Origin of the sequence: Streptomyces sp. NBC_01089, assembly GCF_045162975.1 — a bacterium.
Classification (GTDB): Bacteria; Actinomycetota; Actinomycetes; order Streptomycetales; family Streptomycetaceae; genus Streptomyces.
Genome location: NZ_CP108660.1, coordinates 5,827,475 through 5,852,602, shown reverse-complemented (window position 1 = coordinate 5,852,602; position 25,128 = coordinate 5,827,475). Strand labels below are relative to the sequence as shown.

General features: G+C 70.5%; 26 protein-coding genes. 13 read left to right on the top strand and 13 right to left on the bottom strand.

All coding sequences use genetic code 11. The features are described 5' to 3' along the window. The first annotated feature begins 42 nt into the window (after positions 1-42). From OG510_RS26245 to OG510_RS26235, 3 genes are all read left to right on the top strand, one after another. Entirely contained in the window at positions 43-2,610 is a 2,568-nt protein-coding gene (locus tag OG510_RS26245) for an MFS transporter (protein ID WP_406140006.1), read from the top strand. 214 nt (positions 2,611-2,824) lie between these two features. Next, entirely contained in the window at positions 2,825-3,166 is a 342-nt protein-coding gene (locus OG510_RS26240; RefSeq protein ID WP_406140004.1) for a hypothetical protein, read from the top strand. Then, entirely contained in the window at positions 3,156-4,274 is a 1,119-nt protein-coding gene (locus OG510_RS26235; RefSeq protein WP_406140003.1) for a hypothetical protein, read from the top strand. The genes OG510_RS26240 and OG510_RS26235 overlap by 11 nt, the downstream gene beginning before the upstream one ends. 93 nt (positions 4,275-4,367) lie before the next feature. Here OG510_RS26235 and OG510_RS26230 read toward each other — a convergent pair whose 3' ends face one another. Continuing rightward, on the bottom strand, positions 4,368-5,750 hold the full coding sequence (locus tag OG510_RS26230) for a glycine--tRNA ligase (protein ID WP_164258633.1): 1,383 nt from the start codon (positions 5,748-5,750) through the stop codon (positions 4,368-4,370). 269 nt (positions 5,751-6,019) lie between these two features. Here OG510_RS26230 and OG510_RS26225 point away from each other — a divergent pair, with 269 nt between their 5' ends. The 4 genes from OG510_RS26225 (at position 6,020) to OG510_RS26210 (ending at position 9,242) form a co-directional block, all read left to right on the top strand. Further along, on the top strand, positions 6,020-6,985 hold the full coding sequence (locus OG510_RS26225) for a metal ABC transporter substrate-binding protein (RefSeq protein WP_406140000.1): 966 nt from the start codon (positions 6,020-6,022) through the stop codon (positions 6,983-6,985). A 65-nt stretch (positions 6,986-7,050) separates the two neighbouring features. Beyond that, positions 7,051-7,869 carry a metal ABC transporter ATP-binding protein gene (locus tag OG510_RS26220; protein ID WP_406139999.1) on the top strand — a complete coding sequence of 273 codons (819 nt, stop codon included), beginning with the start codon at positions 7,051-7,053 and terminating at the stop codon, positions 7,867-7,869. Positions 7,870-7,871: 2 nt separating this feature from the next. Beyond that, entirely contained in the window at positions 7,872-8,765 is an 894-nt protein-coding gene (locus tag OG510_RS26215) for a metal ABC transporter permease (RefSeq protein ID WP_406139998.1), read from the top strand. A 57-nt stretch (positions 8,766-8,822) separates the two neighbouring features. Continuing rightward, the gene (locus OG510_RS26210) at positions 8,823-9,242 is read left to right on the top strand and encodes a transcriptional repressor (protein ID WP_164258625.1); all 420 of its coding nucleotides are present in this window, start codon (positions 8,823-8,825) and stop codon (positions 9,240-9,242) included. 91 nt (positions 9,243-9,333) lie between these two features. Here OG510_RS26210 and OG510_RS26205 read toward each other — a convergent pair whose 3' ends face one another. The 9 genes from OG510_RS26205 to OG510_RS26165 form a co-directional block, all read right to left on the bottom strand. Continuing rightward, positions 9,334-10,143: an isoprenyl transferase gene (locus OG510_RS26205; RefSeq protein WP_406139996.1), complete on the bottom strand. Its 810-nt coding sequence runs from the start codon at positions 10,141-10,143 to the stop codon at positions 9,334-9,336. Between the two features lie 18 nt (positions 10,144-10,161). After that, entirely contained in the window at positions 10,162-10,908 is a 747-nt protein-coding gene (recO, locus tag OG510_RS26200; protein ID WP_164258621.1) for a DNA repair protein RecO, read from the bottom strand. 48 nt (positions 10,909-10,956) lie between these two features. Next, positions 10,957-11,718, bottom strand: coding sequence for an urease accessory protein UreD (locus OG510_RS26195; RefSeq protein ID WP_406139995.1), 762 nt, complete (start codon positions 11,716-11,718; stop codon positions 10,957-10,959). Then, positions 11,715-12,467 carry an urease accessory protein UreG gene (ureG, locus tag OG510_RS26190; protein WP_406142559.1) on the bottom strand — a complete coding sequence of 251 codons (753 nt, stop codon included), beginning with the start codon at positions 12,465-12,467 and terminating at the stop codon, positions 11,715-11,717. The genes OG510_RS26195 and ureG overlap by 4 nt, the downstream gene beginning before the upstream one ends. A 43-nt stretch (positions 12,468-12,510) precedes the next feature. Then, positions 12,511-13,206 carry an urease accessory protein UreF gene (locus OG510_RS26185; protein WP_406139994.1) on the bottom strand — a complete coding sequence of 232 codons (696 nt, stop codon included), beginning with the start codon at positions 13,204-13,206 and terminating at the stop codon, positions 12,511-12,513. After that, on the bottom strand, positions 13,206-14,909 hold the full coding sequence (locus OG510_RS26180) for an urease subunit alpha (RefSeq protein ID WP_406139992.1): 1,704 nt from the start codon (positions 14,907-14,909) through the stop codon (positions 13,206-13,208). The genes OG510_RS26185 and OG510_RS26180 overlap by 1 nt, the downstream gene beginning before the upstream one ends. Position 14,910: 1 nt before the next feature. Continuing rightward, entirely contained in the window at positions 14,911-15,297 is a 387-nt protein-coding gene (ureB, locus tag OG510_RS26175; protein WP_406139991.1) for an urease subunit beta, read from the bottom strand. Then, positions 15,294-15,596 (bottom strand): urease subunit gamma, encoded by a 303-nt coding sequence (locus OG510_RS26170; protein WP_406139990.1) that lies wholly within the window; start codon positions 15,594-15,596, stop codon positions 15,294-15,296. Before OG510_RS26170 ends, ureB begins: the two co-directional genes overlap by 4 nt. A 170-nt stretch (positions 15,597-15,766) precedes the next feature. Beyond that, complete coding sequence (locus OG510_RS26165; RefSeq protein WP_406139989.1) at positions 15,767-16,360, bottom strand: TetR/AcrR family transcriptional regulator; 594 nt, start codon at positions 16,358-16,360, stop codon at positions 15,767-15,769. Between the two features lie 89 nt (positions 16,361-16,449). Here OG510_RS26165 and OG510_RS26160 point away from each other — a divergent pair, with 89 nt between their 5' ends. Beyond that, a complete protein-coding gene (locus OG510_RS26160) occupies positions 16,450-16,878 on the top strand; it encodes a nuclear transport factor 2 family protein (protein ID WP_406139987.1) in 429 nt (142 codons plus the stop codon). Then, positions 16,875-17,714 (top strand): NmrA family NAD(P)-binding protein, encoded by an 840-nt coding sequence (locus OG510_RS26155; RefSeq protein ID WP_406139985.1) that lies wholly within the window; start codon positions 16,875-16,877, stop codon positions 17,712-17,714. Before OG510_RS26160 ends, OG510_RS26155 begins: the two co-directional genes overlap by 4 nt. Before the next feature lie 42 nt (positions 17,715-17,756). Here the strand turns inward: OG510_RS26155 and OG510_RS26150 are convergent, their stop codons facing one another. Further along, positions 17,757-18,452 (bottom strand): TerB family tellurite resistance protein, encoded by a 696-nt coding sequence (locus OG510_RS26150; RefSeq protein ID WP_406139984.1) that lies wholly within the window; start codon positions 18,450-18,452, stop codon positions 17,757-17,759. A 323-nt stretch (positions 18,453-18,775) separates the two neighbouring features. Beyond that, positions 18,776-20,533 (bottom strand): 2-isopropylmalate synthase, encoded by a 1,758-nt coding sequence (gene leuA, locus OG510_RS26145; protein WP_406139982.1) that lies wholly within the window; start codon positions 20,531-20,533, stop codon positions 18,776-18,778. Positions 20,534-20,854: 321 nt separating this feature from the next. On the opposite strand from leuA, the gene OG510_RS26140 reads away from it, so the two are divergent. Together OG510_RS26140 and OG510_RS26135 are read left to right on the top strand one after the other, a co-directional pair. Then, on the top strand, positions 20,855-21,934 hold the full coding sequence (locus OG510_RS26140; RefSeq protein ID WP_406139981.1) for a M4 family metallopeptidase: 1,080 nt from the start codon (positions 20,855-20,857) through the stop codon (positions 21,932-21,934). A 27-nt stretch (positions 21,935-21,961) separates the two neighbouring features. After that, positions 21,962-22,228, top strand: coding sequence for a protealysin inhibitor emfourin (locus tag OG510_RS26135; protein ID WP_164264500.1), 267 nt, complete (start codon positions 21,962-21,964; stop codon positions 22,226-22,228). A 118-nt stretch (positions 22,229-22,346) separates the two neighbouring features. On the opposite strand, the gene era is transcribed toward OG510_RS26135, so the two are convergent. Continuing rightward, positions 22,347-23,297: a GTPase Era gene (era, locus tag OG510_RS26130; RefSeq protein WP_406139980.1), complete on the bottom strand. Its 951-nt coding sequence runs from the start codon at positions 23,295-23,297 to the stop codon at positions 22,347-22,349. Between the two features lie 194 nt (positions 23,298-23,491). Between era and OG510_RS26125 the strand changes: the two genes are divergently transcribed. Together OG510_RS26125 and OG510_RS26120 are read left to right on the top strand one after the other, a co-directional pair. Next, a complete protein-coding gene (locus tag OG510_RS26125; protein WP_406142558.1) occupies positions 23,492-24,787 on the top strand; it encodes an ammonium transporter in 1,296 nt (431 codons plus the stop codon). Then, the gene (locus OG510_RS26120; protein ID WP_164264502.1) at positions 24,784-25,122 is read left to right on the top strand and encodes a P-II family nitrogen regulator; all 339 of its coding nucleotides are present in this window, start codon (positions 24,784-24,786) and stop codon (positions 25,120-25,122) included. Before OG510_RS26125 ends, OG510_RS26120 begins: the two co-directional genes overlap by 4 nt. The last annotated feature ends 6 nt before the right edge of the window (positions 25,123-25,128 follow it).

Here is a 25,128-nt window from a genome sequence, read left to right as displayed (position 1 = left end):
GGGGGGCTGGACGTCGTGCCGCGCCCGGAGTATCGAGGAGCCATGGGGGTTGTGATCGGGTGGCTCGGCGTCGGCGTGGTCCTGCGGTTGATCCGGTGGAGCTGCTGGGCGACATGCGTGGTGGAGACCTTCCTCAGCGTGGTCACCACGCCGCTGCTCGACCCGGTCACCCGACAGTCGCTCGCCACCGGAAGCGTCCTGGACTCCGCCTCTGCCACCGCCGAGTTACCGGCCCGCGCCGCACTCGGCGCGGTGTGTGCGCTGGCGGTGGCCCTGGCCGCGCGGTACGGGGGCTGGTGGGCCGACCGCCGTCACGCGCTGTCCGTCGTACGCCCGGCCGGGCCCGCACCCGTCGCGCCCGAGCTGCCGGACCTCGCTGTCCCGGCCGGTGACACCCCGGCCTTCGGGAAGCCGGGGCGCCGGCTGCGGCCGGTCCTGGGCAGGGCGCTCGTCGTCGCCGGCGTCGGGTCCAACGTCCTCGCGGTCACCGCGTACACGGCGGGGCTCGGACGGGTGGCCCAGGTGGTGCTCCAGGCCCAGTATCACCTCGGCACGGACGTCGGTGCGGACGTCGGTGCGGGGCTCGGCACGGATCTCGGTACGGACGTCGGTACAGCGGTGCAGGCGGCCGGTCTTCTGCTGCTCGCGGCCGGTGCTCAGGCCGTCGCGCCCCTCCTCCTGAGGCGTGGGCGGCGCCATCGGGTGGGCGTCCCCGACTCGCTTGCCGCCTGTCTGCGTGAGCCCTATGTGCTCTATCTCCGCCCGTTCGAGAAGGACGATCCGATCGCGTCCTATCCCGTCGGTCTCGCTCGCAGGCCCCGCTATCTGAATCTGACCGGATCGACGCTGACGGTCGAGGAGTTGCTGTCCTGGACGGTGCGTCACGCGGGCCGCCTGCTGGCGGTCGGGCACCCGGAGGAAGCTCTCCCGCCACCCGGCGCCGACCGGGTCTATCTGCCCTGGGCCGACTGGGAGCCGACCGTCCTCGCCCTGCTGCGGCGGGCCCGGCTCGTCGTCCTGGGCACCGGAGTGGCCAGGGGCACGCTCTGGGAGTTCGGGCAGGCGGTGCGGTGCCGGGACCCCGCCGAGCTGGTCCTGCTGGTGTACTCGGGCCCGGCGGAGTACGCCGAGTTCCGCAAGGTCGCCGACCGCCTGCTGCCGGAAGGGCGCCGCCTGCCGGACCTGGCCGATCCGGAGGGCCGCAAGACCGATCCGGGGAGCCGCGAAGCCGAGCCGGAAGGCCGCGAAGCCGAGCAGCAGGGCCGCAGAAGGGGCGCACACGCCGACAGTTACCCCCTGCGGGCCATGGTGGTCTTCGCCGACGACTGGACGCCTTCCCTCCTCCCGCTGGATCTCAGGAAGACCGCAGGCCGGGTCCGCGACCGGGCCGGCGAGAACATCAGACTCCAGCTGTACGCGCGGTTCCGTGGGGTCCTCACCCGGCTGGGGCCGCACGCGGACGAGGAGTCGTCACCGACGCGACGGGGGCGGGCGCGCGCCCTGGCGGCCGCCCTGGTGTGCGGCTCGCTGCAAGGGCTGATGCTCGTACTGCTCCATACCGCCCCCGCCGCTGCCGGAACCCCCCTGGAGTACCCGTGGCAACTGAGCATCCCCGCCCAGCTGGTGGGTGCGGTGCTCGCGGGCGCGGCCGCGGACCGGTGGGGCCGGCGCCCGGCCGGTCTGCTGACGGCCGGGCTCCTCGCTCTCGCCGCGCTCCCGCTCACCGCCGGGTCCGGGCTCGTAGTCCTGATCCCCTCGGGATTACTGATGTCCATCGCCGTCGGGGGTGAACTGGCCGTGACCGTCACGCTGTTGGCGGAGACGGCGGCCCCCGGCCGCAGGGCCGCACTGCTCGGCTGGTACTTCGGCGGCCTGTACGCGGCGGAGGCGCTGCTCGCCGCCGCCGGGGCCGAAGTACAGAGCACCGGTCTGCGGCATGCGCCGGCCGTGGCCGCCGTGGTGCTGGCTCTGACGGGGATGGCGTTACGCCTGAGACTGTGGGAGCCGCGCAGCGCGGAACAGTTCGACGCACCGCCGCGCGCGCTGTTCGAGCCGCTCCGCCACCACCAGCGGCTGTCGGTCCTGGCCGCGCTCCTCGCGCTGGGCGCCGGATGGGCGGTCGACGCAGGGCTGGATCCCACCCTGCACACCGCCGGCGGGGAGGTCAGGTACTCCTCGCTGCCCGCCGGTCTCGCCGTCCTGCTGTTCCCCCTCCTGGGACGGCTCTCCGACCGCCGTCGGCCTTTCGTGCTCGCCGTGTGCGGCGGGGCCTTCGCCGCGCTGGAGGTGGCGGTGTCCCTCACCACACCCACGTCGTACCCGGTGGCCATGGCGGTGCGGTACGCCGGGGCCGTACTGGTCGCCGTCCTCGTACCCGGCGCGGTGGCGGCCCTGACGGAGGCGGTACCGGCGCGGCTGCGGGCCACCATGGCCGGACCGGTGTTCATCGGCGCTGTCACGGCGTCGACCTGGCTGCTGTCCCTGCACAACGGCCTCGACCCCCTGGGCCGCGACCGGGTCTTCCCGCTCTGCCTCGCCCTGCTGTACGCGGCGTTCGCCGTCATCGCGCTCCGCACCACCGGCATCGGCCGCAGAACACTCGACCGCTGAGCCGTGCACCGGAGCGGCGCCCCGTATCCCACTGCTCGGTCACCGCCATCGCCCCACGCGCATATTCGCCGCCGATTCACCTCTGCGGGGGAACGGCCCGGCCGGACCCGGCTCGGGGGGCCCGTACCTGTCTACTCTGACTCCAGGGCCCAACCTCCCTGTCCAGAAGCCCACTTGACGTCAGCCCCGACGCGAACGCACCCGGAAGGGATCCATGCCGATCCACATCATCGTGGCCATCAGCAGCCAGGAGTCGCAGGCCGCCGACGAGCTCGAAACGCTGGCCCGCGGCATCACCACGGCAGGGGAACGGACGGAGCAGCGGCCGTTCGACGGCGAGGCGACCCTCCAGATGCTCATCGCGCTGAGCGTGGCCACTTTCCCGTACTTCAGGACGTGGCTCCGCTCCCGCTCCGATCAGCGGAAAGTGACCAAAGTCGTCATCGACGGCCTGGAACTCAGCGGTTACACGGAGAAGGAAGCGAACCGGATCCTGGACCGCGTCCAGGGGAAACTGGCCGAAAGCCCCGAAGGGACGCCCGGCCGTGACGGATAGCGTGTATCTGAAGGCCCTGTACGGAGAGGACTGCTTCGACAGGGTGCTGCCCGCCTGGTCCGAGAATTACGAGAAATACTTCCACCTGTTCTGGAAGCGAGAAGCCGACCTGCTTCGGGTGGACTGCGCGACACCGCCTTTCGTGGTCGTCGATTCCTTTCACGCCAGGCCGTCGCACTTCGTGAGCCGGTCCGGGGAATACGTGGTCTACGACCAGCAACTCGGCCGGATCTTCGGCGCCCTGACCAATCTGGCGCTCAACGAGGCGCAGCCCGACCAGGTCCTGGCCGCTCTGTACCGGCTGGCGGGCCACCGGCTCTATCTCACCGGCCATCTCGACTCCGCGTACTACATCTCCGTCGCCCAGGACATCCTGCGCGACCGCTGTGCACCCGTCGCCGCGCCGTCCGAGGCCACCTGGACCCTCGCGTTCGCGCAGGAGCTGTTCACCATTGCCCACGAGGTGTGCCATATCCTGCTGCGCAAGAAGCGGGAAGAGGCCGGGCGGTGGAGCAACAGCGACTCGCTCCACGTCGTACGGGAATGGGCAGGAAGGTTCACCGCGGGTGCCGCCGACACTCCCTCCTTCTTCGACCTGAGCGGATTCGTGGGCGGTCTGACACCGTCCAGCCCGCTCATCGAGGAGTGCGTGTGCGATCACATCGCATTCCTCTCCATGGTGCCGTTCATCAAGAACTCGGGACTGCCGTGGCCGGTGATGGACTCCGCGCACCTCGCTCTGAAGAATCTCCACGTCCTCCAGCTGCTCGACGAGCGGGTGCGCGTGCATACGACACAGTCCGAAGTAAATGTGTCCGATTCCTATATGGAGTCATTCGTCAGGCAGGGCCATCTGCACACCCACATCGAATGGCTCGCGCAGGACCAGGCCAATCCGGATTTCCCCGGGATCGACCTCGCATCGGGGGATGTGTTCGACGCGTCCATCGCCAATGCGGAGAAGTTCGACCGGATCCTGGGAAACAGGTCGTTCCTGTTCGGCTTCGACGAACTCCTGGACCAGGTAACGGAATCCGGACTGCGGACCCACCCCCTGCCGCCCGAACGGGAGCTGGCAGCCACCGTGCGGAGCCGGCTGGCGTTCTGAACGCAAACGGGCGAGGGCCCCGCCCCCGCCGAAGCGGGACCGGGGCCCTGTCACGTCGGAGCGACGCGGGGGTGGAGCAGTGACCGCGCCAGGTCAGCAGCCCAGGAGCCGGCCGCCGAGGTACGACTGGATCTGGTCCAGCGAGACACGCTCCTGCTTCATCGTGTCGCGCTCGCGGACCGTCACCGCGTTGTCGTCGAGGGTGTCGAAGTCCACCGTGACGCAGAACGGCGTACCGATCTCGTCCTGGCGGCGGTAGCGGCGGCCGATGGCGCCCGCGTCGTCGAACTCGATGTTCCAGTTGCGGCGCAGGTCGGTCGCCAGGCCCTTGGCCTTCGGCGACAGCTGCGGGTTGCGGGAGAGCGGCAGGACCGCGACCTTGACCGGCGCCAGGCGCGGGTCGAGGCGCATCACGGTGCGCTTCTCCATGACGCCCTTGGCGTTGGGCGCCTCGTCCTCGATGTACGCGTCGAGCATGAAGGCCAGCATGGCCCGGCCGACACCCGCCGCGGGCTCGATGACGTACGGCGTCCAGCGCTCGCCCTTCTCCTGGTCGAAGTAGGAGAGGTCGGTGCCGGATGCCTTGGAGTGCGCGCCGAGGTCGTAGTCCGTGCGGTTGGCGACGCCCTCCAGCTCGCCCCACTCACTGCCGCCGAAGCGGAAGCGGTACTCGATGTCGGCGGTGCGCTTCGAGTAGTGGGAGAGCTTCTCCTTCGGGTGCTCGAACCACCGCATGTTCTCCTCGCGCATACCGAGGTCGCGGTACCAGTTCCAGCGCTGCTCCATCCAGTATTCCTGCCACTGCTCGTCCTCGCCCGGCTTGACGAAGAACTCCATCTCCATCTGCTCGAACTCGCGGGTGCGGAAGATGAAGTTGCCCGGAGTGATCTCGTTCCGGAAGGACTTGCCCATCTGCGCGATGCCGAACGGCGGCTTCTTGCGCGAAGTCTGCTGCACCTGGCCGAAGTTGGTGAAGATGCCCTGGGCCGTCTCGGGCCGCAGGTAGGCGATGGAGCCGCTGTCCTGGGTCGGGCCGAGGTGGGTGGAGAGCAGACCCGAGAAGTTCTTGGGCTCGGTGAAGGTGCCCTTGTTGCCGCAGTTGGGGCAGTTGAGGTCGGCGAGGCCGTTCGCGGGCGCGTGGCCGTGCTTCTCCTCGTACGCCTCCTCCAGGTGGTCCGCGCGGAACCGCTTGTGGCAGGAGGTGCACTCGGTCAGCGGGTCGGAGAAGGTCGCGACGTGACCGGACGCCTCCCAGGTCTCCGAGGCCAGGATGACCGACGAGTCGAGACCGACCACGTCCTCGCGCGCGGTGACCATGTAGCGCCACCACTGGCGCTTCAGGTTCTCCTTCAGCTCGACACCCAGCGGCCCGTAGTCCCAGGCGGCACGCTGACCACCGTAGATCTCACTGGAGGGGTAGACGAAGCCACGGCGCTTGCTCAGGCTGACGATGGTGTCGATCTTGTCGGCGGCCACGGTGCTCTCTTCATTACGACGATTGCGAACAGCGGAATACCTCAGGTTACCGGCGGCTGGGCCCCCTGGATCAAATCGGTTACCGGTTCCTGCCGGGATGGGCCGGAGATCCCCTTCACGGCGGCCGGACGGCGGGGCCGCCGGAGGTGTCACACAGAGCCGTTCCGGAGGGCCGCACCGGGCCGTTCCGACGGTCACACCGGGCCGTTCCGCGGGCCACACGGAGCCATTGTTGACAATGGTTTCCACTTTCGTTGAAAATGACTGTCATGAACGTACGACGCCTCATACCCGCCACGGCCGTCTCCGCAGCGGTCGCCGCCGGACTGGTCGCCCTCTCCGCCTGCTCCGCCTCCTCCACCGCAGCCGACCACAAGGACGGGAAACTGCGTGTCGTGGCGTCGTTCTATCCACTCCAGTACCTGACGCAGCAGATAGGCGGCGATCATGTCTCCGTCGCCAACCTGACGAAGCCCGGCGTCGAGCCGCACGACCTGGAGCTCAGCCCGAAGCAGACCGTCGCCCTCTCCGACGTGGACGCGATCGTCTATCTGAAGGGCCTCCAGCCCGCCGTCGACGAGGCGATCAAGCAGTCCGGTGTGGAGTACACCGCCGACGCCGCCTCGATGACCACGCTCGAAAAGCACGGCACCGAGGTCGACGGCCACCACCACACGACCGGTGACAATGACTCCCACTCGGAGAGCGAAGCCGGACTCGACCCGCACATCTGGCTCGACCCGGTGCGGTACGCCCAGGTCGCCAGGGGCGTGGACAAGACGCTCGCCGCCGCCGACCCGAAGCACGAGGCGGACTACCGCAAGAACACCGACGCCCTGGTGAAGAAGCTCGACGCCCTCAACAAGCAGTACGTGGACGGGCTGAAGCACCGCACGTCCGACACCTTCGTCACCACGCACGCCGCCTTCGGCTACCTCGCCGAGCGGTACGGCCTCACCGAGGAGGCCATCAGCGGGATCGACCCGGAGAGCGAGCCCAGCGTCTCGCGCATGAAGGACCTGCACAGCCTCGCCGCGAAGCACCACGTCAACACGGTCTTCTTCGAGACCATCGCGAACCCCGACACGGCCAAGACCCTCGCAGGCGACCTGCATGTGAAGACCGACGTCCTGGACCCGCTGGAAGGGATCACGGACAAGTCCAGGGGCCGCGACTACATGCAGGTCATGCGGTCCAACCTCGTCGCGCTCCAGAAGGCCCTCGGCGCGAAGTGACCGCACCCCGCACAGGCCCGTCCGCATCTGAGACCGCACCCGCGACCGCACCGGAGGCACGCGCCATGGACATGGAACAGGAACCCGTCATCTCGGTGCGCGGCGCCACCGCCGCGCTCGGCTCGCGCCCCGTGCTGCGCGGTATCGACCTCAGGGTCGGCCGGGGCGAGGTCGTCGCCCTGCTCGGCGCCAACGGCTCGGGCAAGTCGACCGCCGTACGCGCGGTGATCGGCCAGGTCCCCCTCACCCACGGCTCGATCGAACTCTTCGGCAGCCCGCTGGGCCGGTTCCGGCAGTGGGCACGCATCGGTTACGTACCGCAGCGCACCACGGCCGCCGGCGGGGTGCCGGCGACGGTGCGCGAGATCGTCTCGTCCGGGAGGCTCGCCCGTACGAAGCTGCGGTGGCCGTCGAAGGCCGACCGGGCGGCCGTCGCGCACGCCATCGAGCTCGTCGGGCTCAGCGACCGCGCGGGCGACTCGGTGAGCGCGCTCTCCGGTGGCCAGCACCAGCGGGTGCTGATCGCGCGGGCGCTGGCGTCCGAGCCGGAACTGCTGATCATGGACGAGCCGATGGCCGGGGTCGACCTGGCCAGCCAGGAGATCCTCGCCTCGACCCTGCGCGAGCAGGTGGCCGCCCGGACGACCGTGCTGCTGGTGCTGCACGAGCTGGGGCCGCTGGAGCCGCTGATCGACCGCGCCGTCGTGCTGCGCGACGGCTGCGTCACGCACGACGGACCGCCGCCCCCCATGGATGACGCGCCGGGCCGGCACTCCCCCAAGCTCTCAACTCCGTTCGAGCAGGGAGGGGCCCCCACGCCAGGCCACGACCACGTACACCCGCACGCGCCGGCCGAGCCGGCCAGGACAGGACTGCTGAGCTGACCATGGAACTTCTCCAGAGCGCCCTGATGCAGCGGGCCCTGCTCGCCGCCGTCCTGGTCGGCATCACCGCACCCGCCATCGGCATCTACCTCGTCCAGCGCCGCCAGGCGCTGATGGGCGACGGCATCGGCCACATCGCCATGACCGGGGTCGGCCTCGGCTTTCTGCTCAATTCCAGCCCGGTGTGGATGGCGACGCTGGTCTCGGTCGTCGGCGCCGTCTCGATGGAGCTGATCCGCAGCTACGGCCGGATGCGCGGGGACGTGGCCCTGGCGATGCTCTTCTACGGCGGTATGTCGGGCGGGGTGCTGCTGATCAACCTCTCCCCCACCGGCTCCAACGCCAACCTCTCCTCGTACCTCTTCGGCTCGCTCGCGACCGTCTCGCAGAGCGATGTCACCGCGATCTGCGTCCTGGCCGCTTTCGTGGTCCTGGTGACGCTCGGGCTGCGCAGGCAGCTCTTCGCGGTCAGCCAGGACGAGGAGTTCGCCCGGGTCACCGGGCTGCCGGTGCGGGTGCTGAACCTTCTCATCGCGGTCACGGCCGCCGTCACCGTCACCGTCGCCATGCGGGTGGTCGGGCTGCTCCTGGTGAGCGCGCTGATGGTGGTCCCGGTCGCGGCGGCGCAGCAGCTGACGAAGTCGTTCGCGGTCACCTTCGTGGTGGCCGTGGTGATCGGCACCGCGGTGACGCTCGCCGGTACGGTCACGTCCTACTACCAGGACGTGCCGCCCGGAGCGACAATTGTCCTGCTGGCCATCGCGGTCTTCGTGGCGCTGACCGCGCTCGCCGCACCGCTGGCGAGGCGGCGGGCACGGGCCGCGGAGGCGGCCGAGGCGGAGTGCGGGCCCGGCCTTCCGGCGGCGCGGCGGCCCGCGGAATCGGCCGGCGCCTGACGGAGCTGGCACAATGGCCCGACACATGGGCGGGCGACGCACGGCGAGGAGGCACCTGTGACTGCGGGAGCACCAGTACGAGGCCGGTCGACCCGGCAGCGGGCCGCGGTGGCCGCGGCGCTCGACGAGGTGGACGAGTTCCGCAGTGCCCAGGAGCTGCACGACGTGCTCAAGCACCGGGGCGACTCGGTCGGGCTGACCACCGTCTACCGCACGCTCCAGTCGCTGGCCGACGCGGGCGAGGTCGACGTGCTGCGCACGGGCGACGGCGAGTCGGTGTACCGGCGGTGTTCGACCGGTGAGCACCACCACCATCTGGTCTGCCGGACCTGCGGCAAGGCCGTCGAGGTGGAGGGGCCGGCGGTGGAGAAGTGGGCGGAGTCCATCGCGGCACAGCACGGGTATGTGAACGTCGCGCACACGGTGGAGGTCTTCGGGACCTGCGCGGAGTGCGCGGCATCCGCCGCGGAGAGCTGAGACCCCGGCCCCGGAACGCCCTGTGCGTCCGGGGCCCCGCGCTGCCCCGTCCGGGGCCCGCGCTGCCGACCGCTCGGTGCCCCGCCGGTCCTCAGCCGGCCGTCTCCTCGATCGCGCCGCCGAACCGCCGGTCCCGCTGGGCGAATTCGAGACAGGCCCGCCACAGGTCACGGCGGTCGAAGTCCGGCCACAGGACGTCCTGGAAGACCATCTCGGCGTACGCGCTCTGCCAGATCAGGTAGTTGGACGTGCGCTGCTCCCCGCTGGGGCGCAGGAACAGGTCCACGTCCGGCATGTCCGGGTAGTAGATGTACTTCGCGAAGGTCTTCTCGTTGACCTTCGACGGGTCCAGCTTGCCGTCCGCCACATCGCGGGCGATGGCCTGCGCCGCGTCGGCGATCTCCGCGCGCCCGCCGTAGTTGACGCAGAAGTACAGCGTCATGGCGTCGTTGTCCTTGGTCTGCTCCTGGGCGACCTGGAGTTCCTCGACGACCGACTTCCACAGCTTGGGCATCCGGCCCACCCAGCGGATCCGGATCCCCAGCTCGTCCATCTCGTCCCGGCGCCGCCTGATGACGTCACGGTTGAAGTTCATCAGGAAGCGCACCTCTTCGGGCGAGCGCTTCCAGTTCTCGGTCGAGAAGGCGTACAGCGAGAGATTCTTGACGCCCATCTCGATACAGCCGTTGAGCACTTCGAGCACGGTGGACTCGCCGACCTTGTGGCCCTCGGTGCGCGGCAGCCCGCGGTCCTTGGCCCAGCGGCCGTTGCCGTCCATGACGATCGCCACGTGGTTCGGCACCAGTTCGCCCGGAATCTTCGGCGGGCGGGCGCCCGACGGGTGCAGTTCGGGGGTTTTGTACTCCTGCTTGTTACGCCCCAGAATCCCGCGTCGTGCCATGTGCTCGTCTCCCTCTCACTACTTCTCTACGTACCGCAACGAGCGCAGCCCGCGCTCCAAGTGCCAGTGCAGATAGGCCGATACGAGCCCGCTGCCCTCCCTGACGTGCCGCGGCTCGGCCGCGTCGGCCGTCGTCCAGTCCCCCGTCAGCAGTGCGCTGAGCAGCCCGACGGCCTCCGCAGAGGGTACGACGCTGCCGGGCACCCGGCAGTCGCCGCACACCGCACCGCCGCCCGCCACGGAGAAGAACCGGTTCGGCCCTTCCATGCCGCACTTCGCGCAGTCCTCGAAGCTGGGCGCGTAGCCGTTGACGGCGAGCGAGCGCAGCAGGAACGCGTCGAGGATCAGATTCGGGGCGTGCTCACCGCGGGCGAGAGTGCGCAGCCCGCCGATGAGCAGCAGATACTGCTGGACGGACGGCTCGCCCTCGTGGTCGGTGAAGCGCTCCGCCGTCTCCAGCATGGCCGTGCCGGCCGTGTAGCGGGCGTAGTCGCTGACGATCCCGCCACCGTACGGAGCGATGGTCTCGCTCTGGGTGCACAGCGGGAGGCCGCGGCCGATGAGCTCGCTGCCGCGGGCGAAGAACTGCACGTCGACGTGGGAGAACGGTTCGAGCCGCGCCCCGAACTTGGACTTCGTACGCCGCACGCCACGGGCGACGGCGCGCACCCGCCCGTGGCCCCGGGTCAGCAGCGTGATGATGCGGTCGGCCTCACCCAGCTTCTGAGTCCGCAGGACGACCCCGTCGTCACGGAAAAGACTCATGGGGTCCATTGTCCCGTACGCGGGCGGGTCCACGGTGCGGGCCCTGGCTCACCGGGAGGGACTCTGCCGGCTCTGCCCGTTCCGCCACTGCTCCCACACCCCGGTGAGCTCCGCGTCGATCGCCGGGGCCACCGTGTCGAGGAGCCGTACCTGCGCTCCGGGGCCCGCCAGGTCCGTGCGGTACGGGTGTCGGGGGCCGCCGGGGGTGGCGCCGAGGGCGGTGACCGAGCCGATGACCCGGTGGGCACCGAGGATGCCCGGCAGCTCCCGGATCTCCGGATCGCGCAGGTCCAGGTCCTCGACCAGCAGGTCCTGGCCGTCGTACGTGGCACGGGCCGTCGCCCGTACGCTGCCGCCCCGTTCCCCTGAGCGCCCCAGGACCAGGGTGTCGCGCCAGAGCATCCGGGCGCCGGCGGCCAGCGCGATGTCCATGGTGCGCCGGACGTTCGCCCCTGACGCGACCACGAAGGGCTGTGCGTCCCAGGTCAGCTCGCCGCCCTCGGCGATGTCGACGGTGGCGTGCCAGGACGACGCGCCGCCGCGGTGGTCGTAGGCGACGAGTCCGGCAGGTTCCACGAGGTGCAGCCGGGCGCCGGGGCCGACCGAGAGATGCAGGGTCAGGGCGTCGCCCGCCAGGAGCCCGGCGCGGGTGCCGACCAGGGCGAGGTGCAGCCCGTCGGACGCGGGACGCAGCGGGCGGGGCGCCAGAAAGGCGCCGGGGCGCAGGACGCGGGCGACATGGCGGCCATCGGCGTCGCGCTCGACGGCGACGGCCGTGGGGTCGGCGCCGCCGTCGTCGGGTCCTGTCATGGGTGGCTGTGGCCTTCGGCGTCACCGGGGCCGTGGCTGTGCGGGGCCATCGGACCGGGGTCGGTCGGCACATGGGTGCCGGAGCGGTGGCGTACGAGCAACGCCCTGACCCAGTCGGCGAGTTCGGCCACGGACGCCGCGTTGTGCTTGGACAGCGCGAGCACCCGGAGGCCGTCGCGTGCGGCCTCCGCGTCGGCGACCATGGCCGCGACGTCGACCTCCACGTGCGGTGCGAGGTCGGTCTTGTTGATGACGAGCAGGTCGGCCCCGGTGATGCCGGGGCCGCCCTTGCGGGCCACGTCGCCGCCGCCCGCCACATCGATGCAGAAGAGCTGGGCGTCGGCGAGCGCCGGGCTGAACGTGGCGGTGAGGTTGTCGCCGCCGCTCTCGATGAGCACCAGGTCGAGCGGCCCGTACGCCTCTTCGAGGTCCTCGACCGCGTCGAGGTTGGCGCTGACGTCGTCGCGTATCGCGGTGTGCGGGCAGGCGCCGGTCTCCACGGCGCGGATCCGCTCGGTGGGCAGGACACCCGCCGAGCGCAGGAAGCGGGCGTCCTCGTCGGTGTAGATGTCGTTGGTGACCACGGCCATGGAGAGTTCACCGGCGAGCGCACGGCAGAGGGTCGCCAGGATCGAGCTCTTACCGGTGCCGACCGGGCCGGCGACGCCGAGGCGCAGGGCACGCGGCTGGTTGAGCGGTTCGTTGAAGTGCTGGTTGAGCGGCTGGGTCCCGGGGGTGTTCTCCGGCAGGGAGCGCGGGGAAGGCAGGGAGGGCAGGGACCTGGGGGTGTTCTCAGGCAAGGAAGAGTCTCCGTTCTCGTCGGTCGTGTTCGATGGCCCACCCTTCGGTGAGCAGGCCCGCCCTGGCGGGCAGTCCGTCCGGTGTCCGTACGGCGACGGCCTCGGCCACCGCTGCGGCCGCCCCGGGCTCCGCCGCGAGGATCCAGGCCACCGAGTCGAGCGGGTCGCCCGGCAGCAGTTTCAGCGCGGCGGCCGCGATGGTCTGGAGTTCGTCGTAGACGACGCCGTACGCCAGCTCCTCGTCCGACACGTCGAGCACCGCGCCGAGCGCGCCCAGGGTGACCGGCCGCAGGGGGCGCAGGGACGGTGTGCGGGCGGTGCTGAGCCCGGTGACCGCCGGGTGGCCGGGGGCGAGCCTGCGGGCGAGCCGGTGCACACCGCGGCCGAGCGTCGCGGAGGCCGCGCGCATCGGCGCCACCGGCGTCCTGGCCGCGAGCGCCCGCTGTACGGGGCCGTAGTTCACGGGGTCCCGCCGTGCGGCCCGCAGTGCGAGCACCGCGGCGGCCGCTTCGGTGACGGCCGTGGTGTGCAGCCTGGCCCGCAGCAGGGCGGGGATCCCGTCGCGGGTGAGCCCGGCCGCCACGGCCGGTTCGAGCCCGGCGCTGTAGGTGTAGGCGCCGACCGGCAGCCGGCCGTCCGCGAGCAGCAGGGGCGCGAGCCCGGAGGTGCGTGTCGGGGCGGTACGCATCAGAACATGCTGTACCGCTGGGTGAGCGGCAGTTCGGCGGCCGGGGCGGGCTCGACGAGCTCCCCGTCGATTCGGATGGCGAAGGTCTCGGGGTCGACGTCGATCGCCGGGAGCGCCGTGTTGTTGGGCAGATCCGCCTTGGTGAGGTGACGGGTCGGCCGTACGGCGACCAACTCCCTTACCAAGCCGAGCCGTTCGGCGAGCCCGTCCTCCAGGGCCGCCGGGGCGACGAAGGTCACCGAGAGGTGCGGGGCCGCGTCGGCTGCCGCCGTGGGGCGGATGAGGACCGGCTGGGTGGTGGGAATCGCGGCGTTGGCGTCGCCGAGCGGCGCGCTCACCACCATGCCGCCCTTGAGCACGGCGGCGGGCCTGATGCCGAAGAACGCCGGGTCCCACAGCACCAGATCGGCGAGTTTGCCGGGCTCGACGGAGCCGACGACATGGTCGATGCCATGGGCCACCGCCGGGCAGATGGTGTATTTGGCGATATAGCGACGGGCGCGTTCGTTGTCCGCGGGCAGTTCCGTGCCGCGGTCCCCGAACCGCTGCTTCATGGTGTGCGCGACCTGCCAGGTGCGGCAGATGACCTCCCCGATACGGCCCATGGCCTGGGCGTCGGACGAGGTGATGGAGAGCGCGCCGATGTCGTGCAGGACGTCCTCGGCGGCGATGGTGGAGGCGCGGATACGGGACTCGGCGAAGGCCAGGTCCTCGGGGACCAGGGGGTTGAGATGGTGGCAGACCATCAGCATGTCGAGGTGCTCGGCGACGGTGTTGACGGTGTGCGGGAGCGTCGGATTGGTGGACGCGGGCAGCACGTTGGGGTGGGAGGCGACCGTGATGATGTCGGGGGCGTGGCCGCCGCCCGCGCCCTCGGCGTGGAAGACGTGGATGCCGCGTCCGCCGATGGCGTCCAGGGTGGTCTCGACGTAACCGGCCTCGTTGAGGCTGTCGCCGTGCAGGGCGACCTGGAGCCCGTAGGTGTCGGCCGCGCGCAGGGCGGCGTCGATGGCGGCGGGTGTGGCGCCCCAGTCCTCGTGGACCTTGTAGCCGCCGGCGCCGCCGAGCGCGGCCTCGCGCAGGGACTCGTCGCTGACGGTGGAGCCCTTGCCGAACAGCATGATGTTGAGCGGGACCCGGTCCAGGGAGCGGTGCATCATCGCGAGGTTCCAGGCGCCCGGGGTGACGGTGGTCGCCTTGGACCCCTCACTGGCCCCGGTGCCGCCGCCGATCACGGTGGTGGTGCCCGTGGCGAGCGCCTCGTGCAGGGTCTCCGGCATCAGGAAGTGCACATGGGTGTCGATGGCACCCGCGGTCAGGATGCGCCCCTCGCCCGACACCACGTCGGTACCGGGGCCGATCACCAGGCCGGGGTGGACGCCGTCGCTCATGTCGGGGTTGCCCGAGCGGCCGAGCGCGACGATCCGGCCGGCGCGGATCCCGACGTCCGTCTTGACGACGCCCCAGTGGTCGAGCACCACGGCATTGGTGATGACCAGGTCGAGAGCGCCCTCGGCCCGGGAGGCGGTGGCCTGGGCCATGGACTCGCGGATGGACTTTCCGCCGCCGAAGACGGCTTCGTCACCGCCGAAGCAGCGGTCCTCCTCGACCTCGATCCACAGGTCGGTGTCGGCGAGGCGGATCCGGTCCCCGGTGGTGGGTCCGTAGAGCGCCGCGTAGGCGGCGCGGGTCATCCGGGCCATCTCAGCCTTCCTCCGTCCGTGCCGTGGGTGGGGTGTGTGTCATGTGGGTGCCGGTGCCGGTGCTTGTGCGTTCGCCGGCACCGGTGCTGTCGCGGGTGCCGGGCAGGACGAGGCCGGGGACGGCCCGCCGGCCGCCGAGCTCGACCAGGGTCACCTCGGCGCCGACTCCGGGCTCGAAGCGCAGTGAGGTGCCGGACGGAATATCGAGCCTGAATCCCTCGGCCGCTGCCCGGTCGAAAGAAAGGGCAGGATTCACGTCGGAGAAATGAAAATGCGAGCCGATCTGAATGGGCCGGTCACCGTCATTCACCACACCCAGGCGCAATTGCAGCAGCTTTTCATTGATTTCGAGTACGCCCGCTCCGGTGCGGATCTCCCCCGGAATCACGGGATCGGCGAGGTGATCGTGACGAGCTTGCGCCCGTCGGGGAAGGTCGCCTCGACCTGGACGTCGCGCAGCATCTCCGGTACACCTTCGAGCACGTCAGCCCGGGTCAGGACGGTCCTGCCCGCCATCATGAGATCGGCGACGCGGGCACCTTCACGGGCCCGCTCCATCGCCCAGCAGGCGAGCAGTGCCACTGCCTCGGGATAATTCAGACGTACGCCGCGTTCACGCCGGTCGCGGGCGACCATTCCTGCGACACTCAGCAGCAATTTCTCCGTGTCGGACGGAGTGAGAAGCATGGGAAACCTCCATGGCGGCAGTCCCCGGAATTCCCGGAATCGCCACAGCCACATCCCTCTTATAAACCCACCGACCGCGTCGTGGCAACTTTCGGCGCACCATAAAAAGTCCCCTTCTGGGGTTATGACCCACTAAATACGGGCAAACCATCCCAAAATCTCTGCCGTTTTCAGCTCCGCGCAGCAGCGGATCCGAGCACCCCGGCGGTGAAGGCCGCCAGCTGCGCACGCAGTTGCTCACGGCTCGTCCGCTCCTGACCGGCGAGGTGTTCCACGAGGTCGGCGCGGACGGCGGCGAGCAGCGCGTGTGCGGTGAAGTCGCCGTCGGCAAAGCCGGGAATCTCCTCCAGCGCCCCGCGCAGCAGGCCGTGCCACCACTCGTAGTGCTCGGCCCGGTACGGGCTGGCGCCGCTCCCGCCCTCCAGGGCCAGCGCGAGGTGGCGGTTGTCGAGCTTGAAGCAGAGCAGGGCGTCGAGCAGGGCGGGCACGCGCAGCAGCGGCGGAGTGGCGGGCCCCAGCGGCGGCGGGCCCTCGTCGGCCGCGCTCCTGACCGGCGCGAGCCGCGCTTCGTACAGCGCCCGGATCAGACCGGCACGGTCACCGAAGGCACGGAAGAGCGTCGCCTTGCCCACACCGGCCGCCGCCGCGATGTCGGCCATGGTGACGGCGTCGGGGCTCTCGCAGCGGGCGAAGAGCTCGTCGGCCGCGGCGAACACGGCCACCCGGTTACGCGCCGCGTCCTTACGTGGCTTGCGCTCGGACATGCGTTTCCCTCCAGTTGCAAAGCGGACCCACGGTCCGTATCGTCCGATGAAACGGACCACGGGTCCGTATCTTATGGGACGGAGCGCTCATGGCCACGGACACGGCACCGGCGGACCTCTTCCGCCGCAGCCTGCAACTGATGCTGGACAAGGACATGGACGGCTGGACCGGCCTCTGGGACGACGACGGGGTCTTCGAGTTCCCGTTCGCACCCGACGGCTGGCCCGAGCGGCTGGAGGGCAGGGCCGCGATCGCCGACTACATCCGCGGATACCCCGACCACATCGACCTCCACGACTTCCCCTCCGTCGAGATCCACCGGACCACCGTCCCGGAGACCATCGTGGTGGAGATGCGCGGGGTGGGCCGCGTGGTGGGCACCGGCAGCCCCTTCGACATGACGTATATCGCCGTGGTGACCGTCAGGGACGGGCTCATCACCCACTACCGCGACTACTGGAACCCGCTCACCGTCCTCCAGGACACGGCGAGCGACTTCACGGGAGGCGACCGATGACCCCGTCAGCCACCACACTCGTCATCGGCGCCACCGGCACCACAGGCAGCCGCGTCGCCGCCCGCCTCGCAGCGGGCGGTCACCGGGTCAGGGCGGCCGGCCGCCGCGCCACCCCGGTGGCCGGGGCCGAGGCCGTCCGCTTCGACTGGAACGACCCGGCGACCTACGGCGCGGCCCTGGACGGAGCCGACCGGGTCTATCTGATCCCGCCGCTCGGCTCCCTGGACCCGGCCGCTGTGATGCTGCCCTTCCTGCGGCAGGCCCGGACGGCGGGCGTGGGCCGCGCGGTACTGCTCAGCTCATCGGCGATCCCCGTCGGCGGCCCGGCCACCGGGCAGGTGCATCAGGCCCTGCCGGACCTCTTCGACGCATGGGCCGTACTCCGGCCCTCGTGGTTCATGCAGAACTTCACCGGCGACCACCACCACGCGCGGAGCATCCGGGAGCACGGCACCATCGAGACCGCGACGGGTGACGGTCGCGTCGGATTCATCGACGCGGACGACATCGCCGCCGTCGCCGTACACGCGCTGACCTGCACGCACGCCCCGAACACCGACCTGATCCTCACCGGGCCCCAGGCGCTGAGCCACGGGGACGTCGCCGACCTCGTCACCCAGGCCACGGGGCGGACCGTCACCCACCGGCAGCTCAGTGCCGAGCAGCTGCGGGAACGGCTGTCCGCCGACGTGCCCGCCGAGTTCGCCGCACTGCTCGCCGGCCTGGACCGCGCCATCGCCGACGGGGCCGAGGACCGCACCACCGACACCGTCGAGCGGCTCACCGGGCGCCCGCCGCGCGACTTCCGTACGTTCGCGGAGCACGAGATGACCTGACCGGGCCCAGGGGCGCGGGACAGCAGTCCAGGAAGCGCCCGCTCAGGAAGGCGTACGGGCCGCCGCCGCCAGCAGCCGGGCCGTGTCCTCCGTGCAGAGCTGGAGCGCGCCGCCGACCGTCGCGAGCACCTCGCGCTCCGCCGGGCTGTACGGGCCGTCGGCGAGGGCGATCCGGGCGCCCTGGAGCAGGATCGACTCCCGCCCCACCGGGGCGAGATGGGGCGCCAGCGGCTGCAACGACTCGTGCAGCTCGATGGTGAGCGCCGCCCCGCACGGCTCGGCGTCGGTGACAAAGCGACCGGTGTCCGCGGCGAGCGCCTCGACCAGCGCGGTCAGCTGCTCCTCGGTGCACTCGTCGAATCCGGCGGCGCGGACCGTGGAGACGGCGGTCTCGACCACTGCGTGGGAGCCGGTGCCGCCCGCGGTGAGGACGGCGAGCGTCACGGTGTGGACGGCGTCGCGCAGCATCGCCGAGAAGCGGGTGGTGGTGGGGCGGTCGAGGGTGTCGGTGGAGAACTGCGTCCAGCAGGCGGCGCATTCGACCACAGGGCCGGTCCTGCCGCGCGAGAGGAGTGGCAGACCGAGCACGGTGAGCCGGCGGCGGCCGGTCAGGCGGCGGTAGTTGCGGTCTCCCCCGCAGTCCGCACAGAAGAACTCGCCGTCGCCGACCGTGTCCCAGGAGGTGCGGACGGCCCAGATGATCGACTTCTTGCCGCTTCGTCCACGGACTGACAGCACGGCTCACCTCCGTAACACCGGCAACGCTCCGTTGCGTTGCGCTCCACCACGCCCGTGTCCCCCGGTTGTTCCGTTGGACACAGGGCCGCCATGTGGACGTGATGTTAGCCACATCAGTGATGTGGCGTCAGCACCCTGACAGGAGATGGCTGGGTCCCGACCATCGCCGCGCACCGCCGCGGACGGGAAACGGGGAGGTCACATGGGTTGCGCCCGGCCGAAAGAGCCCAAATATCGCAACCGGGGCCGTACCCGTAAGAACACCTCGGGTACGGCCCCGGTTCATGCGGGGGCGTGCGGGGACGAGCGGGGACCTGACGGGGTCAGCGGGCGGCCCGGTTGACCGCGGAGACGACCGCCTTCAGCGAGGCCCGGGTGGTGTTGGCGTCGATGCCGATACCCCACATGACCTTGCCGTCGATGGCGCACTCGATGTACGAGGCGGCCAGCGCGCTCGCGCCCTCGCTCATCGTGTGCTCCTGGTAGTCCAGGAGCCGGGCGTCCACACCGGTCTCGGACAGCGCGGCGAAGAAGGCCGAGATCGGACCGTTCCCGGTGCCCGACAGCGCCGTCTCGGCCCCGTCCACGACGGCCTCGACGGTCAGGGTGTCCCGGCCGTCGGTGTCCGTGGTGGTCTGGCCGGAACGCAGCTGGATCCGGCCCCAGCGGGCGTCACCGTCGACCGAGCTGGGCAGGTACTCGTCCTGGAAGATCGCCCAGATGTCCTTCGGCGTGACCTCGCCGCCCTCGGCGTCGGTCTTCGTCTGGATGATCTTCGAGAACTCGATCTGCATCCGGCGCGGCAGGTCCAGCTTGTGCTCGTTCTTCAGGACGTACGCGATCCCGCCCTTGCCGGACTGCGAGTTGACCCGGATCACGGCCTCGTACGAGCGGCCGACGTCCTTGGGGTCGATCGGCAGGTAGGGGACGGCCCACTCGATGTCGTCGACCGACTTGCCCTGCGCGGCCGCGTCGGCCTCCATCGCGTCGAAGCCCTTCTTGATGGCGTCCTGGTGGGAGCCGGAGAAGGACGTGTAGACCAGATCGCCCGCGTAGGGGTGGCGCGGGTGGATCTCCATCTGGTTGCAGTACTCGGCGGTGCGGCGCACCTCGTCGATCTGCGAGAAGTCGATCTGCGGGTCGACACCCTGGCTGAACAGGTTCATGCCCAGGGTCACCAGGTCGACGTTCCCGGTGCGCTCGCCCTGCCCGAACAGACAGCCCTCGATACGGTCGGCGCCCGCCATGACGGCCAGCTCGGCGGCGGCGACGGCGGTGCCGCGGTCGTTGTGCGGGTGGACGGACAGGCAGACGTACTCGCGGCGCGACAGATTGCGCGACATCCACTCGAAGCGGTCCGCGTGCGTGGAGGGCGTCGAACGCTCCACGGTGGCGGGCAGGTTGAGGATGATCTCGCGGCCGGCCTCGGGCTGCCAGACGTCCATGACCGCCTCGCAGACCTCCAGGGCGAAGTCCAGCTCGGTGTCGGTGAAGATCTCGGGGCTGTACTGGTAGCCGAAGTGCGTCTCGGGGCCGAGGATCTTCTCGGCGTACTCCATCACCAGGCGGGTGCCGTCCACGGCGATCTGCTTGATGTCGTCCTTGGAGCCGCGGAAGACGACCCTGCGGAAGGTCGGCGCGGTCGCGTTGTACAGGTGCACGGTCGCGCGGTGTGCGCCGCGCAGCGACTCGACGGTGCGCTCGATCAGGTCCTCGCGGGCCTGGGTCAGGACGGAGATGGTCACGTCCTCGGGGATCGCGCCCTCTTCCTCGATGATCGAGCGTACGAAGTTGAAGTCGGTCTCGCCGGAGGCGGGGAAGCCGACCTCGATCTCCTTGTAGCCCATCTTCACCAGCAGGTCGAACATCTCGCGCTTGCGGGCCGGCGACATGGGGTCGATCAGGGCCTGGTTGCCGTCGCGCAGATCGGTGGACAGCCAGCGGGGGGCCTTCGTGATGCGCTGGTCGGGCCAGGTGCGGTCGGGGATCTCGACGGCTTCGTACTGACCGTACTTGTGCACCGGCATGCCGGACGGCTTCTGCGTCCGGGTGGCGTTGGTGATCGGCGTGGGGTGCGACATCTGCGTAGGGCTCCTCGGGATCCGGCGGGGTGAAGGCCGACTGTGCCGCTGCAGCACCAGACTCCGCGGGGAGGGGGTCGGCCTACGACTACAGGCCCTCGCCGCGGCAGCTAAGGAGAAGCAGCCCGAAACGCATGATGTTCCGCAGCCTAGCCCAGCGGCGCCGGGAACGCCGCTGCCGTATCAGTATGCGGACCATCGGCCGGTGAGGCCGGCCCGGCCAGGTCCGGTCCAGGCCGCCGGGTTCCCCAAGTCACTCTTTCTCGTCAATAACCGTCGCAACCAGTGACAACTCCCTTACACAGTGCCACATTCGAAGACATGACTGACACGACTGGCAGCGTCTTCTGCACCATCATTCCGCCGCACATCCTCAGCAAGCTCGCCGATGCCGACGACCCCCAGCTCTCCGGCCCCGCCCGCCGCACCCTCGACGCGGACCACTCGCACCGCGGCAGGCGTCTGACGGCCGTGGCCGCCGCCGTGCGCGGCGGGGACGGCGGCGTCTCCGGACCGGCCGACCCGGCGCCGAAGACACCGAAACGCACCATCTACGACGCCGGGCACGGCACCCAGCTGCCCGGCACGAAGGTCAGGGCGGAGGGCGCGCAGCCGGGCAAGGACGCGACGGTCAACCGGGCGTACGCGGGCCTCGGCGCCACCTTCGAGCTGTACCTCAAGGCGTACGGGCGGTATTCGATCGACGGCAAGGGACTGCCGCTGGACGCGAGCGTCCACTACGACCGGAAGTACAACAACGCCTTCTGGGACGGCAGCCAGATGGTCTTCGGGGACGGGGACGGGGAGATCTTCCTCGACTTCACCATCCCGGTGGACGTCATCGGCCACGAACTCACCCACGGCGTCACGCAGTACACGGCGAACCTGGCGTACTCCGGCCAGTCCGGCGCGCTCAACGAGTCCGTCTCGGACGTCTTCGGCTCGCTCATCAAGCAGTACGCCCTGGGCCAGACCGCCGACCAGGCCGACTGGCTGATCGGCGCCGGTCTCCTCGCGCCGCGCGTCTCGGGGGTCGCCCTGCGCTCGATGAAGGCGCCGGGCACCGCGTACGACGACGACGTGCTGGGCAAGGACCCGCAGCCGGCGACGATGAAGGGGTACGTCAAGACCACCGACGACAACGGCGGCGTGCACCTCAACTCCGGCATCCCCAACCACGCCTTCTACCTGCTGGCGGACGCCCTGGGCGGCAAGGCGTGGGAGCGGGCCGGACAGATCTGGTACGACACCCTGACCGGCGGCGAGCTGGCGGCCGACGCGAGCTTCGCGGACTTCGCCCGGCTGACGGTCGCGGCCGCCCGGGCCCGCTTCGGCAGCGGCGACGAGCAGGAGGCGGTGACCAAGGCGTGGTCCACGGTCGGTGTCGCGACAGGCGCGTGAACGGCCGATAGGGGGTAGACAGGTCCCATGCGTATCCAGGTAAGGCGCACGGGAGGCTTCGCCGGTATCGAGCGCCGGGCCGAGGTGGACACCTCGGCCCGGGCCGATGCGGGTGAGTGGCACGAGCTCGCCGAACAGGCGGTGGCGGCGGGCCACGACGCACCGCCCCAGGGGGTGCCCGACGGCTTCAACTACCGGATCACGGTGGACGACCGCACGGTGTACTGCACGGACCCACGCCTGAGCGAGGCCCAGCGGTCACTGATCTCGCGGGTGCTGAAGGAGGGGGCGTAGGCCGTGCCGCCCTGGCGGTGCCGCCCTGGCCGGGAGGTGCCGTCTGCGCGGGCCGTGCCGCCCTGGCGGGCGGTGCCGTCCGGGCCGACGGTGTTCGGGCCGGTGTGCCCGCCCGGGGTCAGAATCCGAGCTTCCGCAGCTGCTTCGGGTCCCGCTGCCAGTCCTTCGCCACCTTCACATGCAGGTCGAGGAAGACCGGCGTGCCGAGCAGCGCCTCGATCTGCTTGCGTGACTTCATCCCGACATCCTTCAGCCGGGCGCCCTTGGGCCCGATGATGATGCCCTTCTGGCTCGGCCGCTCGATGTACACGTTCGCGTGGATGTCGAGGAGCGGCTTGTCCGCGGGGCGGTTCTCGCGGGGCAGCATCTCCTCGACGACGACGGCGATGGAGTGCGGCAGCTCGTCCCGTACACCCTCCAGCGCGGCCTCCCGGATCAGCTCCGCGACCATCACCATCTCGGGCTCGTCCGTGAGGTCGCCCTCCGGGTAGAGCGGGGGGCTCAGCGGGAGCAGCGGGGCGATCAGGTCGGCGAGGAGCGAGACCTGCTGGTCGCCCACCGCGGAGACCGGGATGATCTCGGCCCACTCGAAGCCGAGCTCCGCGGCGAGCTGGTCGATGGCGATGAGCTGCTCGGCGAGCTGCTTGCTGTCGACCAGGTCGGTCTTGGTGACCACGGCGATCTTCGGGGTCTTCTTGATCCCGGCGAGTTCCTTGGCGATGAACTTGTCGCCGGGGCCGAGCTTCTGGTCGGCGGGGACGCAGAAGCCGATGACGTCGACCTCGGCCCAGGTGGTCCGTACGACGTCGTTGAGCCGTTCGCCCAGCAGCGTGCGCGGCTTGTGGAGGCCGGGGGTGTCCACCAGGATCAGCTGGGCCTCGGGGCGGTGCACGATGCCCCGCACCGTGTGGCGGGTGGTCTGCGGCCGGCTGGAGGTGATCGCCACCTTCTTGCCGACGAGAGCGTTCGTGAGAGTGGACTTGCCCGCGTTGGGGCGGCCGACGAAGCAGGCGAAACCGGCCCGGTGGGCGGCTTCGGATGACTGGGTGTGAACGCTCATGGCGCCCATTCTCCCCGATCGGCCGGTGGGCGCCGACCAGGTGGCCCCGCGGTGAGTTCCCGGTAACAGTCCCGCGACACGAAATACGCAGGAAACACGAGTGCAGCCAGGTGGAAACCCGGAGGCGGGAACCTCTACCGGAACGTAACCGGAGAGGTGACCCCCCTGTGACGCATGCGACGCCTGCGACACCCCTGCCACCGCTGACCACCCTGGCCGCCGGGATCGACACCGGCGACACCGCCTGGCTGCTCGCCGCGACCGCGCTGGTACTGCTGATGACGCCCGGTCTCGCGCTCTTCTACGGCGGGATGGTCCGCACCAAGAGTGTGCTCAACATGCTGATGATGAGCTTCGTGTCGATCGCGCTCGTCACCGTGGTCTGGCTGATCGCGGGCTACTCGCTGGTCTACGGCCCCGACGCGTTCGGCGGCCTGATCGGCGGACTCGGCCACGCCGGAATGGCCGGCATCGGCCCGGGCAGTGTCCGCGGCTCCGTCCCGACGCTGCTCTTCGCCACCTTCCAGCTCACCTTCGCGATCATCACCGCTGCGCTGATCAGCGGCGCCATCGCGGACCGGGCGAGGTTCGGCGCGTGGCTGGTCTTCGTCCCCGTGTGGGCGCTGCTCGTATACGTCCCGGTGGCCCACTGGGTGTGGGGGCCCGGCGGCTGGATCCTCAGCTATCTGAAGGCGCTGGACTTCGCGGGCGGTATGCCGGTGGAGATCGTCTCCGGAGCTTCGGGGCTCGCGCTCTGTCTGGTGCTCGGGCCGCGCCTCGGCTTCAAGAAGGACTCGATGCGCCCGCACAACCTGCCGATGGTCGTGATGGGTGCGGGACTGCTCTGGTTCGGCTGGTTCGGCTTCAACGCGGGTTCGGCGCTCGGCGCCAACGGGCTGGCGGCCGCCGCCTTCCTGAACACCCTCGCCGCAGGCTGCACCGGGCTCCTCGGCTGGCTCTTCGTCGAACAGAAACGGGACGGCCACCCGACCACCCTGGGCGCCGCCTCCGGCGCGGTCGCCGGGCTCGTCGCGATCACCCCGTCCTGCGGTGCGGTCGGGCTGATCGGCGCGCTGGCCGTCGGGCTCGCGGCCGGGGTGCTCTGCTCGTACGCGGTCGGCTGGAAGTTCCGGCTGAACTACGACGACTCGCTGGATGTCGTCGGGGTGCACCTGGTGGGCGGGATCGTCGGGACACTGCTGATCGGGCTGTTCGCGACCTCCGCGATGACGGGCGGCCCGCGCGGGCTGCTGTACGGCGGCGGGTTCGGCCAGCTGGGCCGGCAGAGCCTCGGGGTGCTGGCGGTCGCGGTGTACGCGTTCGCCGTGACGTACGGCATCGGCAGGGCGATCGACCGGCTGACCGGCTTCCGGGCCGACGAGGAGCACGAGCAGCAGGGCCTGGACCTGACGGTGCACGCCGAGAGCGCCTACGATCACGGCGTGCTGGGCCACGGAGCCCCGCTCTCCGCCTCCGCGCTGCAGAAGGTCAAGCCATGAAGCTGGTCACCGCGGTCGTCAAGCCGCACAAACTCGACGACGTCAAGACGGCCCTCCAGGAACTCGGGGTCAACGGTCTGACGGTCACCGAGGCGAGCGGATACGGCAGGCAGCGCGGGCACACCGAGGTCTACCGGGGTGCCGAGTACCGCGTCGACCTGGTCCCGAAGGTCCGGATCGAGGTGGTCGTCGGCGACGCGGAGAGCGAGGCGGTCATCGACGCGGTGGTACGGGCCGCCCACACCGGCAAGATCGGTGACGGCAAGGTCTGGGCCGTGCCGGTGGAGACGGTCGTACGCGTCAGGACGGACGAGCGCGGCCCGGACGCACTCTGAGCGCGC

Excerpts from the sequence above, each read along its gene's own strand:
- OG510_RS26215 (WP_406139998.1), top strand. The coding sequence starts at position 7,872 with ATGGAACTTCTCCAGAGCGCCCTGATGCAGCGGGCCCTGCTCGCCGCC.
- OG510_RS26180 (WP_406139992.1), bottom strand. The coding sequence starts at position 14,909 with ATGGCCCGGATGACCCGCGCCGCCTACGCGGCGCTCTACGGACCCACC.
- OG510_RS26245 (WP_406140006.1), top strand. The coding sequence starts at position 43 with ATGGGGGTTGTGATCGGGTGGCTCGGCGTCGGCGTGGTCCTGCGGTTG.
- OG510_RS26240 (WP_406140004.1), top strand. The coding sequence starts at position 2,825 with ATGCCGATCCACATCATCGTGGCCATCAGCAGCCAGGAGTCGCAGGCC.
- OG510_RS26220 (WP_406139999.1), top strand. The coding sequence starts at position 7,051 with ATGGACATGGAACAGGAACCCGTCATCTCGGTGCGCGGCGCCACCGCC.
- OG510_RS26140 (WP_406139981.1), top strand. The coding sequence starts at position 20,855 with ATGACTGACACGACTGGCAGCGTCTTCTGCACCATCATTCCGCCGCAC.
- OG510_RS26160 (WP_406139987.1), top strand. The coding sequence starts at position 16,450 with ATGGCCACGGACACGGCACCGGCGGACCTCTTCCGCCGCAGCCTGCAA.
- OG510_RS26135 (WP_164264500.1), top strand. The coding sequence starts at position 21,962 with ATGCGTATCCAGGTAAGGCGCACGGGAGGCTTCGCCGGTATCGAGCGC.
- OG510_RS26165 (WP_406139989.1), bottom strand. The coding sequence starts at position 16,360 with ATGTCCGAGCGCAAGCCACGTAAGGACGCGGCGCGTAACCGGGTGGCC.
- OG510_RS26225 (WP_406140000.1), top strand. The coding sequence starts at position 6,020 with ATGAACGTACGACGCCTCATACCCGCCACGGCCGTCTCCGCAGCGGTC.
- OG510_RS26205 (WP_406139996.1), bottom strand. The coding sequence starts at position 10,143 with ATGGCACGACGCGGGATTCTGGGGCGTAACAAGCAGGAGTACAAAACC.
- OG510_RS26120 (WP_164264502.1), top strand. The coding sequence starts at position 24,784 with ATGAAGCTGGTCACCGCGGTCGTCAAGCCGCACAAACTCGACGACGTC.
- OG510_RS26155 (WP_406139985.1), top strand. The coding sequence starts at position 16,875 with ATGACCCCGTCAGCCACCACACTCGTCATCGGCGCCACCGGCACCACA.
- OG510_RS26195 (WP_406139995.1), bottom strand. The coding sequence starts at position 11,718 with ATGACAGGACCCGACGACGGCGGCGCCGACCCCACGGCCGTCGCCGTC.
- OG510_RS26170 (WP_406139990.1), bottom strand. The coding sequence starts at position 15,596 with ATGCTTCTCACTCCGTCCGACACGGAGAAATTGCTGCTGAGTGTCGCA.
- leuA (WP_406139982.1), bottom strand. The coding sequence starts at position 20,533 with ATGTCGCACCCCACGCCGATCACCAACGCCACCCGGACGCAGAAGCCG.
- era (WP_406139980.1), bottom strand. The coding sequence starts at position 23,297 with ATGGGCGCCATGAGCGTTCACACCCAGTCATCCGAAGCCGCCCACCGG.
- OG510_RS26185 (WP_406139994.1), bottom strand. The coding sequence starts at position 13,206 with ATGCGTACCGCCCCGACACGCACCTCCGGGCTCGCGCCCCTGCTGCTC.
- recO (WP_164258621.1), bottom strand. The coding sequence starts at position 10,908 with ATGAGTCTTTTCCGTGACGACGGGGTCGTCCTGCGGACTCAGAAGCTG.